Annotated in this window: 12 protein-coding genes; 8 read left to right on the top strand and 4 right to left on the bottom strand. The window is 60.9% G+C overall.

The annotated features are described in order from the left end of the window. Positions 1–23: 23 nt before the first annotated feature. From otsB to NKJ40_RS11845, 4 genes are all read right to left on the bottom strand, one after another. Positions 24–866 (bottom strand): trehalose-phosphatase, encoded by an 843-nt coding sequence (otsB, locus tag NKJ40_RS11860; RefSeq protein WP_352466253.1) that lies wholly within the window; start codon positions 864–866, stop codon positions 24–26. After that, the gene (locus NKJ40_RS11855) at positions 863–2,644 is read right to left on the bottom strand and encodes an alpha,alpha-trehalose-phosphate synthase (UDP-forming) (protein WP_352466252.1); all 1,782 of its coding nucleotides are present in this window, start codon (positions 2,642–2,644) and stop codon (positions 863–865) included. The genes otsB and NKJ40_RS11855 overlap by 4 nt, the downstream gene beginning before the upstream one ends. 180 nt (positions 2,645–2,824) lie before the next feature. Further along, positions 2,825–4,987, bottom strand: coding sequence for an amylo-alpha-1,6-glucosidase (locus tag NKJ40_RS11850; RefSeq protein ID WP_023674970.1), 2,163 nt, complete (start codon positions 4,985–4,987; stop codon positions 2,825–2,827). A gap of 47 nt (positions 4,988–5,034) precedes the next feature. Next, a complete protein-coding gene (locus NKJ40_RS11845) occupies positions 5,035–6,096 on the bottom strand; it encodes a glycosyltransferase family 4 protein (protein WP_023674971.1) in 1,062 nt (353 codons plus the stop codon). On the opposite strand from NKJ40_RS11845, the gene NKJ40_RS31880 reads away from it, so the two are divergent. The 8 genes from NKJ40_RS31880 (at position 5,986) to NKJ40_RS11805 (ending at position 13,071) form a co-directional block, all read left to right on the top strand. Next, positions 5,986–6,654: a DUF982 domain-containing protein gene (locus NKJ40_RS31880; RefSeq protein WP_502896931.1), complete on the top strand. Its 669-nt coding sequence runs from the start codon at positions 5,986–5,988 to the stop codon at positions 6,652–6,654. The two genes, NKJ40_RS11845 and NKJ40_RS31880, sit on opposite strands and share 111 nt — an antisense overlap. A gap of 535 nt (positions 6,655–7,189) precedes the next feature. Continuing rightward, entirely contained in the window at positions 7,190–7,438 is a 249-nt protein-coding gene (locus NKJ40_RS11835) for a hypothetical protein (RefSeq protein WP_156937288.1), read from the top strand. 387 nt (positions 7,439–7,825) lie between these two features. Further along, the gene (locus NKJ40_RS11830; protein ID WP_352466251.1) at positions 7,826–7,993 is read left to right on the top strand and encodes a hypothetical protein; all 168 of its coding nucleotides are present in this window, start codon (positions 7,826–7,828) and stop codon (positions 7,991–7,993) included. A gap of 263 nt (positions 7,994–8,256) precedes the next feature. After that, positions 8,257–8,481, top strand: a complete 225-nt coding sequence (locus NKJ40_RS11825) for a hypothetical protein (RefSeq protein WP_352466250.1) — start codon at positions 8,257–8,259, stop codon at positions 8,479–8,481. Positions 8,482–8,594: 113 nt separating this feature from the next. Then, positions 8,595–8,849 carry a DUF6894 family protein gene (locus NKJ40_RS11820; RefSeq protein WP_023674976.1) on the top strand — a complete coding sequence of 85 codons (255 nt, stop codon included), beginning with the start codon at positions 8,595–8,597 and terminating at the stop codon, positions 8,847–8,849. A gap of 382 nt (positions 8,850–9,231) precedes the next feature. Next, entirely contained in the window at positions 9,232–9,858 is a 627-nt protein-coding gene (locus NKJ40_RS11815) for a class I SAM-dependent methyltransferase (RefSeq protein ID WP_031211300.1), read from the top strand. A gap of 312 nt (positions 9,859–10,170) precedes the next feature. Beyond that, a complete protein-coding gene (locus NKJ40_RS11810) occupies positions 10,171–11,883 on the top strand; it encodes an ABC transporter ATP-binding protein (protein WP_352466249.1) in 1,713 nt (570 codons plus the stop codon). Positions 11,884–11,889: 6 nt separating this feature from the next. Then, positions 11,890–13,071, top strand: coding sequence for a glycosyltransferase family 9 protein (locus NKJ40_RS11805; RefSeq protein ID WP_023674979.1), 1,182 nt, complete (start codon positions 11,890–11,892; stop codon positions 13,069–13,071).

The following is a 13,071-nucleotide window of genomic DNA, read 5'->3' as shown; positions in this document are numbered from 1 at the left end:
AAGTCATTTAATGAGAAACGCGCTTATCGGCCGGACGATGCCGTGGCTGCGATATTGAGCTTCGCCGCTGATTCGGTCGCTGCTTGCTTGCCGGCCGGTCGAGCACCGGCCACCGCCGACGTCTCGAAACTGGCCTCGAGCCAGGCTATTGCGCCGGTCACGTCGTCGAGGGCGTAGTTTGCGGCCGTCGGTCCGTTCGGCTTCACGCGGATGGAGATGCCGCCAATTTCGTTGATCGCCTCGAAACCGTGTTCGTCCGATGTATCGTCTCCGAGGAATATCGGCCGCCGGCCGATAAAGGGCGGAATGTCCATAAAACGCCGGATGGCAGCACCTTTGACGGCTTCCAAAGGCATGAGCTCGACGCCGGCGTTTCCCGGAAGCATCCGATAACCCTTCGGAAGCCGGGCCAATGCCTGTTCGACCAGCTGGATTGCGGGCGCAAGCAGTTGCGGTGCTGCTCTTGTATGAACGGCAAGGACCGGCCCCTTGCGCTCGACATAGACCTTGCCGCTGCCCAGTTCGGCCTCGATCTCGTCGGCAAGGGCGGAGATGTCGGCCGGCGCGTCGGCGGCATCGATCGGACCGGTCGGCGTCAGCCGGTGCTCCAGCCCATACAGTCCGGCGATCCGCAGCTTCAGCGGATGGAACAGCTTGTCCACGGCGGGGATCGATCGGCCGGTGATGAAGGCGACCGCACCATCCAGCCGCCGCTCGATGTGTCCAAGCAGGTTGCGCAATTCCTCGCCGACGAACACCGCGTCGGGATGGGCAGCGTGTTCCAGCAGGGTTCCGTCTATGTCGAGGAAGAGCGCCCATTGCCCTGCCGGCAGGTTCAACGCCGGCGGTTGTTCAAAGCTTTTCACGATGCTGCCTTTCGTGCCCGCTCGAACATCGAGATGACGTTGTTGGTGTTCGATGGCGGGCGCTCGCCGGTTCCGGTCACCCTGTCGAGATCGCCGCGTTTGCGCAGGCGCGCGGCATCCAGCAGCATGCTGCCGGCCCAGCGGTAGACGTTGTTGTCGCGGACCATCTCGCGCATCGGCCGCAAACGCTCGCGCTGCTCATCCGGCGTCATCGTCAGCGCCTGCAACAGCGCCTCGCTCATCATGGCCGCATCGTAGGGGTTGACGATCAGTGCTTCCAGCAGTTCGCGCGAGGCGCCGGCAAAGGTGCTGAGCAAAAGCACGCCCTGTTCGTCGTCGCGCGCCGCGACGAATTCCTTGGCGACAAGGTTCATGCCGTCATGCAGGCTGGTGACCATGCAGATGTCGGCGGCGCGATAGACCTCGTAGACCTGCTCCTGCCGATGATGTTCGGCGACCATCAGGATAGGGCTGTATGTCTCGCTGCCATATCGCCGGTTGAGCTCCTCGGCACAGCGACGGCATTCGTCATGGAGTTGCTGGTAGGCGGGCAATGTCCCCCGGCTCGGCGCGGCGATCTGCAGGAAAACCACCTTGCCTATCCATTCGGGATATCTCGTGAACAATTCGTCCAAGGCATGGAAGCGATCGAGAATGCCTTTCGTGTAGTCGAGGCGCTCGACGCCAACGCATAGTTTGGTATCCGCAGACAGGCCGAATCTGTCGCGTACGCTGGCGCGGCACTCCTCCACAGACGGCAGTTTTGCCAGCAATTGGGCCGGCCATTCTATGGAAATGGGATAGGCGTGAACCAATGTGGTCTGCCCACCATAGGAGATTGCCGCGTCTGCCCGTTCGATCCGGCTCTCCAGAAAGCGGTCGACACTTTCGGTGAAGTTGTTGGCATGGAATTGGGTATGAAAGCCGATGATCGAACTGCCGAGCAGTCCTTCCAGGATCCGCTCACGCCACGGACAGATGCTGAACACTTCCGAATTGGGCCACGGGATGTGCCAGAAGGTGATGACTATCGCGTCCGGCAGGCGCTGGCGAATCATGCGCGGCAGCAGCGCAAAATGGTAGTCCTGCACCAGCACGATCGGCCGTTCGTTGCGGGCTTCGGCAACCACCGTATCGGCGAATTTGCGGTTGACGGCCTCGTAGGCGTCCCAGTCCGAGGCGCGAAAGACGGGGCGGGTGAAGGCGATATGGCAAAGCGGCCATAGGCCCTCATTGGCGAATCCCAGATAATAGCCCTGATATTCCTCCTCCGTCAGCCAGACCCTGCGCAGCGTGTAGGACGGATTGCCTGGCGGCACCTGCACCCGGTCGTCTTTGTCGACGGTGAGGCGATCTGCCGTGCCGCCGCCATAGGCGATCCAGGTGCCGGCACAGGCGCGGGTGATGGGCTCGAGTGCCGAAACCAGCCCGCTGGCCGGCACCAAAAGTTGGACCCCGTCATCTTTGATGTTGTGGATGTAGGGTTCGCGGTTGGACACCACGATGACCTGTGCGTCCGGCAGGTCGTCGGCCAGGATCTTGCGCAAAGTGTCGGGCGACCACGTGACCAGTGCCGCATCGGCCGACTGGCCGTTCTTTTCGAACTCGCGCAGCACCTTGCGTGCCGCTTCCGATGCGACATCCTCGCTCGGCGTGTATGCGGCCGCCGTTGCGCGGCCGCGACGCTGGCGGGATATCGATAGGAGAATGGCAAAAGCGGAAAAGCCAAAACTTGCAATCAGCAAAACCCAGAGCAGGTTTACAGTATAATCTGACATGGAATGTGATCTCGCCTCCGGCCAGCTGATAGCCGTTTTTTATTTGTTTTTCTGGTTCGCAGCCGTGTGACAACGACAGCGTTCCCGCGCCGCCCATTTTTTGCAACGCACAAAGAGGCTATCGGTTCCGGACGATTGCAATGCTGCGCGTCATTTTCGATGCGCCGCAGCGCGGCGGCATCAAGTGCGCACGATGAGCGGCACCATTCCCTCATACCGATCGGCGAGAAAGGCGACGACCCGGTCGCCGACACGCTGGAATGTGAGGTCGACCACCGTCGAGCCGACACCCAGATGCCGCAATGTCAGCGTGTCGATGCCGATCGGCAGCCTTGGGCGGGTGACCCGGATTTCGCTGTTCCAGCCGTCGATTTCGAGCCCAAGGCAGGCCTGCATCAGCATGAAGGCCGATCCCGCTGACCAGGCTTGCGGCAGGCACGCGACGGGATAGGCGATCGGCGCTTCGCCCGGCGACCGGGTAAAGCCGCAGAACAGTTCCGGCAGCCGCATGTTGAAATGGACAGCCGATTCAAACGTGCCGCTCATCAGCCGGACCACGCTGTCGCGCACGCCATAACGTGCCAAGCCGGCACCGCACATGGCGGTGTCGTGCGGCCAGATCGAACCATTGTGGTAGGACATCGGGTTGAAGAATATCGCATCGTCGGCCAGCGTCCTCACTCCCCAACCAGAGTGGAACGACGCGGAGAGCAGCTGATCGGCGACCATCTGCGCCCGTTCCGGCTCGGGCAGCCCGACAAAGAGAAGATGGCCGGCATTCGACGTCCGTACCTTGCAGAGCTCGCCTGCACCATCGATCGCCAGTGCATAGAAATTGAGATCGTCCATCCAGAAATGGCGTTCCACCGCGGCGCGCATGGTTTCGGCGCGTTCCTCCCAATGATCGGCCTTGTCGTCCTCGCCGCGGCGGCGGGCGAGCGCCGCCAGCCCACGGAACGCGGCAAAGACGTAGCCTTGCACCTCGACCAGGGCGATCGGCCCCTTGGGCATGCGGCCATCGGCATGGAAGACGGAATCGAAACTGTCCTTCCAGCCCTGGTTGGCAAGGCCGGTCTCGGCGCCGCGCTGGTAGGTAACGAAGCCGGTCGCGCGGCTTGTCTCCTCCGTCCATTCGGCCGCTGCACAGAGCGATGGCCACAGGCTGTCGACGAACGCCATGTCGCCGGTACGATCCGCATAGGCGCAAGCGAGATGAATGTAGAGCGGCGTGGTATCGACGCCGCCGTAATAGCGGCCGAACGGGAGCTCCCGCAGTGCCGCCATCTCGCCCTTGCGGGTCTCGTGCATGATCTTGCCCGGCTGCGAATCGCTGAACGGCGACGTTTCGGTCGCCTGATGCTGGGCGAGAAAGGCGAGTACGCCGCGCGCCAGCCCAGGATTCAACCACAGCATCTGCAGTGCGGAAATCACCCCGTCACGGCCAAATGCCGTCGAGAACCAGGGTATGCCGGCATAGGGGTAAGGTCCGGTTGAAAGCTCGGTGGTCAGCAACGCCACGTCCGCGCGCGCGCGTTCGATCCAGTCGTTGAAGACGCGGCCGGAGCTGTGCACCGTCGCGCCGTGGCGGCGTTTGGCGCGCATGCCGAAGCGAGCGCGGGCGGCAGCAGCCCGAAAACGGTCGCGGTCGGGTGTCTCCGCCACTTCCGGGCCGACCTCGATATAGAGGACCTCGCTGCTGCGCTTCGTCACCGCAACCAGGAAATCCGCGCGGCTGGCGGTCAAATTGTCCGGCGCCTGCGAGAACGAGATCGCCGACAGGCGCACGAGCTGGTCCAGCCCGTCATATCGAAGCACCACGGATGTCGGACTGGTCTCGGCGGCGTGGGCTATTCCGCGCTTGAGCCGGGTCGAACCGCGCACCTCGAACATGTCGCGGAAATCTGCTGCGAAATGCAAGGAAACCCGAATGGCCGACGATTCCTGGCTGTAGTTGGAAAGGGTGATGCGCTCGAACAGCCGGTCCTGCCAAAGCAGCCTGACGCGTTCTATGTGGATCGCGCCCTGCGGAATGTCGCGACCACCGACACTCTGGATCGGCAGATTGGTCAGGTTCGAGGTGAAAAGCACATTGTCCTGGCTGAGCGAGGCGCCGAGCAACGACATTTGCCGGCCACCGACCGTCAGCCGGAATTCCGAAAGCACACGCGTGTCGTCTCGGAAAAAGCCATCGCCGGCGCCGCGGATGTCGCCATAGGCGTCGGCCACCGCGAAGCAGTCGGCTTGCTTGAGGGCGAACAGCCGGTGCGGCTCCCGGGGCGCAACCTCGTCGAGGGAGGCAAGGGCTACGGCGGGATCAAGCTTACGCTCGTCGAGTTGATTCATACGTCACAAGCTCTGTCGTTTCGTTCCAACGTCCACAATGACGCCGATCAGGACGCTCTCGCTTCACCGGGAGTACCGATCAGGCGCGCATAGGCAGCCACATAGTCGTGGGCCATTCTCGTGGCAGAAAAACGGTTTTCGAACACGGCTCTCACCTGTCGCCTGTCGAGGCGCAGCAATTCCGGTATCGAGGTGACTGCGGCATCGACCGTATCGACAAGGAAACCGGTCACGCCGTAGTCGATGATCTCCGGCAGGGCACCGCATTTCCAGGCGATTACCGGCGTGCCACAGGCCATAGCCTCTATCGCGGCAAGACCGAACGGCTCCGGCCAATCGATCGGAAACAGCAGGCCGGCCGCCTTGCCGAGGAATTCCGCTTTTCTGTCCTCTTCGATCTCGCCGATATAGTCGACACGGTCGCCGTCGATCAGCGGCTCGACCGTGTCGTGGAAAAAAGGGCGGTCGTCGTCGCCGATCTTTGCTGCAAGCTTCAGTTTCAGCCCGGAGCGCAAGGCGATCTCAATGGCACGCTCCGGGCGCTTGTCGCGCGACAGCCGGCCGAGAAAGGCCAGATACGGCTCGTCCGCATTCGTCTCGAAAGTCGGCTCGTACATATTGATCGGCAGCCCGTGATGGATGGTCGCCAGCCAATTGGCCCTGGGTAGCCCGGTTCTCTGGCTGCGGGAAATGGAGATCATCGGAAAGCGCGGAAAATGTTCGTAGGCCGGGGCTAGGTCGACATAGTCGAGCCTGCCATGCGGTGTCGTCACCGTCCGGTCGGGCATGTGTTCGAAGAAAGGAAAATGCAGGAAGTGGCTGAGATGGAAATGGATGATGTCGAACTGTTGCGCACGGCTCCTCACCTCGGCGAGCATCGAGAGATGCGCCGCGGTTTCGGATTTGTGCGGGCGCGGATCGAGACGGAGCGCGCGCTCGCGACACGCCACCAATTTCGCCGACGTCTTGGTATCGCCACTGGCGAACAGGGTCACGTCATGGCCAAGCTCGACCAATCCTTCGGTCAGATAGGAGACGATGCGCTCCGTCCCTCCATAGAACCGGGGTGGCACGGATTCATGGAGCGGCGCCACATGGGCTATTCTCATGTTTTGGCATTTCCCTCAAAAAGACTGCTCGTGGCATCGAAATGCATCAGCCGCGCTAACGTTCCCGTACAATGGCAAGATGTCACCCAATTGGGGCAAGATGTCACCCAATTGGAGCTGCCGGGCGCGTCCACCGCTGCTCGTCTCGTGCAGCCAACATTTTTCAGGCCAAGCCCTCTTTTGCCGGGAACCAAAGTCGGGTTCGCGAGTTTGGTGGGGTTCGATCGCACGCATCCGGTCGACGGGGAGGAAATGATGGACCGCTTGCAATTCTTTTCGCCCGTGCGGGTTTTGCGCGGACAGGGACAGCCTGTGGAGGAGATCGACAGCGTTGCCGAAGCAATGGCATTCTTGCGAAAATGGCCGGCGGGGCGGCGCGGGCCGGTTTACCAGTGCGCCGTGAATTGCTGCGCTGCGGCCATGGCCGGCCGGATGTCGGCCGAGGAAGCGAGAAAGGCTTTTGCCGGCTTCGCCCGGATCACCCGCCTGCTCGAGGGCGATCGGCCGTTGCCGATGAGCGGCGAGGATCGGCATCGCGATCACGCCTTGAGGCGATAGCGCCGACTGCCGCAGATGGTCCGAGCAAGGGTGGCATTCAGCCGGAGCGCCCGATCGGCGACCGACGAGCAGCGCCGGCAAGGTGTCGTAGAGCGCTGCCCAGTAGGGGGCGTAAAACTCACGCCGGTATTCCGGCACTATCCAGTAGACTGCGGCAATGGTCGTGAGCGTAACGATGAAGCCGATGAGCTTGCGCACGACACGCTCGACTTCAAGCGCTCGCATCGGCTTCGCCTGCAATCCCGTTGAACGCCTTCGAAACGTCTGGAAATAAGCCGTGTCGACCGCGATCATTGCTGCAGTAGTAGCTGCAATGACAGTCATGGCCTGCAAATGCACAGGCCAGCTTCTGTCGGCGAGCATCGCGACGGTGAGCGCAAGACCAAGCAATCCTGCAAGGCCGGTGAGGGGCGCGGTCGCCGATTTCGGTCGGAGCGTCATACTACTACTCCCGTTGTCGTGAGGATCGATCGTCGTTGCCGGCCGCGTGGTCGCCGCCACGGTTCAACTCGAGTGGCGCCGCCACCGGAGCCGCTTGAGCAGCCGCTACACTCCGCCGCTGCCGTTAGACCCGCCGCTGCTTGTTCCGTCGTTGCCGCCACTGGATCCGCTGCTGCCGCTCGAACCGCTGCTGCCGCTCGAACTGGTGGTGCCGCTTGAGCTGCTGGCGCCGCTCGATCCGCTGCTGCTGCTTGAGCCGCCGATGGGCCCCTTGTTGACATTGTGCGGGGAGGGATGGTTGTTAGCGCCCTCGCTTACATTTTCGCAGGTGCATTTGCGCTGATATTTGGCGCCGAAGGCACTGCCTTCATTGCTCGCCTTCTGGCAGACCAACCCATGGCAAATCAAAGTCGCTTCGGTTGTCTCGGGGGTAAGCCCGGTGATGACTATTGCGGTTGTCGTGGCCGCCATGGCCATGATCGAGAACCGGAGTAAATTCCGAAAATTTTGCATAGATACCTCGCTTTCTGACGCCTCGCTTCTCGGGCCCGCGCCCAAGCTTCCTGATTGTCGAGTGGGTGTTTGCAACAAGGCCGCACACGGATCGCTTACGCCTCAGTGATCGGGGCTCAGGGGCGGCATAAAAAGTTGGACGAAGCGCAGACAATGGTGCCGCATTGCGGTATTTCGACCGGAAAAGGCCAAAGATGCACTTTTGGGGGAATGGATAATGTCGAAACGGCTTAGACTGGTGCTGGGAACGGCCGGCGCGATTGCCGTCGCCATTGTCTGGGGGATCATCGCCACGTTAATGGGTGTGCCATCGATTCTGATCACTGTAGGAGCGGTCGCGATCGGCGCGGGCATCTACACCTATGTCGATCGAAGCCGAAGCTGATCCGGTTATCAGGCTACGGGCATAGCGCAAAAATCCCACGGTCGCAGACTGTCTGTGGCAATGCTCAGTGTACGAAAATTACCAACGACAGCGTTCTGTGGAACGAGTGGCCTGCCGAAGCTATTGTGGTGGCGGTCCGAGACACCCCCGCCTCGGGTCATTGGCTCACCCAGCCGAGTGGTCCGCTGCTACCCAATGGCAGCGGACCTTCATCCGGAGGACAGACCCGGAAGACGGACATTGTGCCGAATCGAGGGAGAACGATGGTCGTTGACGAGATTGCCGCGCGGCGCCTGAAAATTCTGCTCGAGCAGCACATGGAGACCAGCAAGAGGCGCCACGATGCGGTTTCCACCGCAGCGGCTGAGATCGCGATCAGGGCCGTCATGCCGAATTGCCCGGCCTCCGGAAAAGCCCTGGACGACATGATTGCGGCATGTGCGTTCGAACACGGGCTGGGGGTACTGTTCGATCGACCTGACGCATGAAGGCCTAAACGCCATGAATCCCAACGCCAAAATCGCACGGTGCTGTCGTGCACAAATCCGACGCTGTTCCTGAGACCGCTTGCGACTAGATAAACCAACCAACCGGAGCAGGCATGCCGAGATATTTTTTTCATTTCCGAAACAATGACGGCCGCTTGACGGAAGATTTCGAGGGGCAGGAGCTGGATGGCCTGTCTGCCGCCCAGGACAACGCCATGGCTTCGGCCAAGGAAATCCTGGCCGAGGGTCTGCTCAGCGGCAGCCCGGTCCTGACAGGTCTTTCCTTCGAAATCTGCGACGAGAACCGGAACCTGCTTTTCCGATTTCCATTCTCGGAAGCTGCCGAAAAGGCTGGCACTCGGCCGTGATTCGCCGAAGGCCCCGCGATGCGGGCGAGCTTTGATCGAGCCTGGCTGAAAAACCGCATGTCGCGGCAAGACGGTCGTTGGTGCAAATCAGCACCATAGGCAAATTAGTAGCATAGCTGCCGGCACAAAGCAAGAACAAATATGGCTTGCCTTGCCGACGGGGGCATTACTTATGTCCCTGCGTGGTGCCGGCCCGGGCTATCGTGCGTTTCAGGAACTCGAGGGCAGGCACGGGTAGGGGGCGCCAAGCGACGTTGCCATTTCCAACCCATATGTCGATTTGTCGGGCCGGGTGTTCGTCAACTTACCGAAACGTCTTCGCAGGATGCTGTGATCAGGAGTTCCTTTCTCCCGCGGTTGCGTTTACAGGACGCTCAGGACAGTGTCGTTTGCGCGCCAGCAACTGGACCGAGTTAGGCCGGGCGCACAGTCCCCCTCCGTCAAGGAAACCAGTCCGGCGCCGTTTTTGGAGAACAATGATTTGTGGTGGTCAAATAAGCAAAAGAGATTCAAGGGAACGTGGGACGACCGACTGGACGGCCTATTCTCAGCAGAGGTCGACTACGCCGGGAAATCCATTCTCGATGTTGGCTGCAACATGGGTGTTGTCGCCTATGAGATATCCAAGCTAGGACCGAGTTCGATCCATGGGATCGACATTCTCAAGCCGCATATCGAGACGGCCAGGATGATCTTCCTGGGTTGTCCGGTCCAAAGCCGGTTCGATTGTCTCGATCTTGGCAGCCGGAAGCTGCAAAATGTTCTCCAACCGCAATACGACATCGTCATGCTGCTGGCAGTCTACCACCACATGCAGTGGAGCCTCGGCGCGGACAAGGCGCGAAGCGTGCTGTGCGATATCGCCGGGCGTGCTCAAACGATCGTTGCCCGCGTCCCTCCTGGCAAGGATAAGGAGATGATCGCGGTGCTTTCGGATGTGGGCTTTTCAATCAAAAGCAATCACACATCGCCTCTTGGAAGCCATCTCATGGTCCTCGCGAAACACTGACCAGGCATAGCGCGGCCGACGACGAATGGCGCAAGAGCCGCGTGGCTGGGGTCCGCTATGCTCGGATGCGAGGAACCGACGGTCATAGGCCGATGACGTGCAAGGATCCGGTTCGGCATTGACTGCGGTCGGGAACGAAGCCACAGACAGGTGATCGAAACCGTCTCGCGCTTCAAGATAACGCGAAGACCGGACGGGATCGCAACGGGCGGCGACGAGATGATTACAAAGAAACGAGTGTCAACGGCCCCAGCATATCCGCTGATCAAGCGTCTGATTGGCGAAAATCTGCCGCCGCACAAGATGCTGTATGTGACAGGTTTGCTGTGCTCGATCGCCGCTGCTGCGGCGACCGGCGCGGCGGCCTGGATCATGAAAGTCATGATCAACACCATCTATGTCGAGCGAGACGCCGCCGCTGTATCGGGTATCAGCGCCGTCATCATCGGCATTTTCTTGGTCAAGGGCATAGCTGCCTACTGCCAGACCATCACGACGGGAAAGATTCGCCGGGCTATCGTTTCGGACCTGCAAAACCGGCAATTTTCCCGAATGGTGTATTTCGACATCAGCCGTTTCGCGAACCAGCATCCGGCAAAATTCATCTCCAAAATCATGTTCAACGCGCGCGCCGGGGCGACCGTTATTCTCACCCTCACGAGCAGCGCCGTCTCTGATCTGCTGACCCTGATTGCCTTGGCCAGCGTCATGGTCAAGCAGGACCCGGTGATGTCGCTGATATCCGTGGCGGTTCTGCCGATGCTGTTCCTGTCAGTCGGCGCGATAACAAGGAAGCTCAAGGCGCTGGCGAGGGGCGAGACGGAATTGGCGGCACAAGTCCAGTCGATCGGCACGGAAGCCGTCGAAGGCATCCGCACCATCAAGTCCTTCCAGCTCGAGGACAAGGCCGTTGCCAGCTTTGCAAAGGCCGTCCGCAAGATGGAAAGACGTGGCATCCAGATCAACCGGACGTCAGCATTGATGAGCCCATTGATGGAGACCGGCGGCGGCGTGATCATCGGGCTTTTCGTTATGTACGCCAGCTGGCAGACCCTCGGCAACGGCAAGACGCCCGGCGAATTCATGGCCTTCATTACCGCGTTCCTGCTTGCCTATGAGCCTGCCAAGCGGTTGGCCCGGGTCAATGTCGACATCCAGAAGCAAATGGTCGCCGTCGAGCAGATGTATGATTTGATCGACATGCCCGAGCAACGGCGACTCGCGATTGCGGGCGAGCGTCTGACCGACGTCGATGGTGGTATCCGCTTTGAAGATGTGGCCTTTTCCTATGACGGCAACAGCCCCGCGCTCGAGGGTGTTTCCTTCGACGTGCGACCTCGTGAGAAGCTGGCGATCGTCGGCCGCTCCGGCGCCGGCAAGACCACCATCGTCAATCTGATCCTGCGCCTGATGGAGCCGGACAAGGGCAGGATCCTGATCGACGGAAAGGACATTTCGAAGATCAGCCTGGCCGACGTTCGCGATAACATCGCACTGGTATCCCAGGACGTCTTCCTGTTCGAAGGCTCGATCCGCGACAACATTCGCGACGGCCGCCCGAATGCCACGGATCAGGAAATCGAGTCTGCTGCGAACCTCGCCCGGGTCACCAGCTTTGCTTCGGCGCTCGAAAACGGGCTCGACACGCTTGTCGGGCCAAGCGGCACCAACCTGTCCGGCGGCCAGAAACAACGCGTTGCCATCGCGCGCGCCCTGCTCAAGAATGCTGCGGTAATCGTCTATGACGAAGCGACATCCGCGCTTGACGGTGAAAACGAACGGGCGGTTATGGAGGCAGCCTTCGACAACACATTTCAGCGCACGGTGATCTGCATTGCGCACAGGCTGTCTACAATCAAGGCGGCCGATCGTATTCTCGTGTTTGACGCCGGACAGCTCGTCGATGCTGGAACGCATGACCAGCTTGCCAAGCACAGCGAGATATATCGTTCGATATTCCACCTGGAGACGCCCGATCCGATGGTCGAAAGCGGCAAAAAGCTGCGGCAGAGCGTATTGCGCTGACGGCCGATGACCAGCTTTTATCACGGTTCCTATGTCCGGTATGTGATTGGTGGACTGGGCCTTCAGGTGCGCCGGTACAAAAAGGCGGTGCGCAGGTTGTTTTCCGGTCCCAAGCAGCCTCGTTCCATTCTTGAGCTGCAGGCCAAGGTTGAGGCCCTGATCGTGCGCAGGGACTGGAAAGGCCTTGAAGCAGGTACCAATGAGATGGCTGTCACGGCCGATCATAATCGCGACCCGGAGCTGATGCAGAAGGCGGGCCAGGCGTTCGAACGCCTTGGCAACTTTGCGCGGGCAGCTGAGCTTCGGCTTTCCGCTCGCCGGCTGCGGAAAGGGAAGAGCGCCAACGAGTGGACCGGCGAGAATCTCGGATCGGATACACTGCTGATCGATCTTGTGGAGGATGACCCGCGCAGCCTTGGCCGGGTTATCCGCCACGCGCGACTGGCCGGCGCTGCCGCTGCCTATGCCCAAAGCGCAACAATTCGGGTCGAGCCGCGCCTGGTATCAATTCTGCAGCGAACGTTCCCGAAGGCGACCGTGGTCCCGGCGCAGCGGGATGTGGTCGGCGACAAACACGCGACTTTCGAAGATCTCGCCTGGGTGTTCGGACGCGACGCCGAAAAGCTTGCTGCCGACTTCGTACCGCTGCGGGCAGATCCTGAACTCGTCGAGGCATTCCGCAAGCGCTATCGCTCGATGACGGATCTGCCGCTGGTCGGTCTCTCCTGGGGCAGCAAGTCCCACACCAAGGACGTGCCTGATTTTCCTGAATGGGCACGGTTCATCGCCCAGACACAAGCGACATTCGTTTCGCTCCAGTACGGACAGATCAAGCCGGCGTTGCGGCGCCTTCGCAACGGCAACGACGCGCGTCTGATCTTTGACGACAGCGTCGACCAAATGGTCGACATGGACCGTTTCGCCGCACAGGTCGCCGCACTCGATGCTGTCGTGACGATCAGCAATACGGCGGCCCATCTTGCCGGAGCCATTGGCGTGCCGACTGTTTTCCTCATCGACGATAATTTTCAGACGGCATGGCCGGTGACCGGCGACCGGACACCTTGGTATCCGAAGGGCATTGTCATTCGCAAGGAGGGGCGCCCTTGGTCGCTGGTGCTCGACGAGGCCGGCCGGCGGCTCTCGTCGATCCTGACGACGCTTTCCGACGCTCCCCGAGGACGATAG

The sequence above is a fragment of the Mesorhizobium sp. M0119 genome (assembly GCF_040322615.1).
GTDB lineage: Bacteria > Pseudomonadota > Alphaproteobacteria > Rhizobiales > Rhizobiaceae > Mesorhizobium.
This window is presented reverse-complemented; position numbering and strand designations above follow the sequence as displayed.

Excerpts from the sequence above, each read along its gene's own strand:
- NKJ40_RS11805 (WP_023674979.1), top strand. The coding sequence starts at position 11,890 with ATGACCAGCTTTTATCACGGTTCCTATGTCCGGTATGTGATTGGTGGA.
- NKJ40_RS11855 (WP_352466252.1), bottom strand. The coding sequence starts at position 2,644 with ATGTCAGATTATACTGTAAACCTGCTCTGGGTTTTGCTGATTGCAAGT.
- NKJ40_RS31880 (WP_502896931.1), top strand. The coding sequence starts at position 5,986 with ATGGCCAAGCTCGACCAATCCTTCGGTCAGATAGGAGACGATGCGCTC.
- NKJ40_RS11820 (WP_023674976.1), top strand. The coding sequence starts at position 8,595 with ATGCCGAGATATTTTTTTCATTTCCGAAACAATGACGGCCGCTTGACG.
- NKJ40_RS11850 (WP_023674970.1), bottom strand. The coding sequence starts at position 4,987 with ATGAATCAACTCGACGAGCGTAAGCTTGATCCCGCCGTAGCCCTTGCC.
- NKJ40_RS11845 (WP_023674971.1), bottom strand. The coding sequence starts at position 6,096 with ATGAGAATAGCCCATGTGGCGCCGCTCCATGAATCCGTGCCACCCCGG.
- NKJ40_RS11825 (WP_352466250.1), top strand. The coding sequence starts at position 8,257 with ATGGTCGTTGACGAGATTGCCGCGCGGCGCCTGAAAATTCTGCTCGAG.
- NKJ40_RS11830 (WP_352466251.1), top strand. The coding sequence starts at position 7,826 with ATGTCGAAACGGCTTAGACTGGTGCTGGGAACGGCCGGCGCGATTGCC.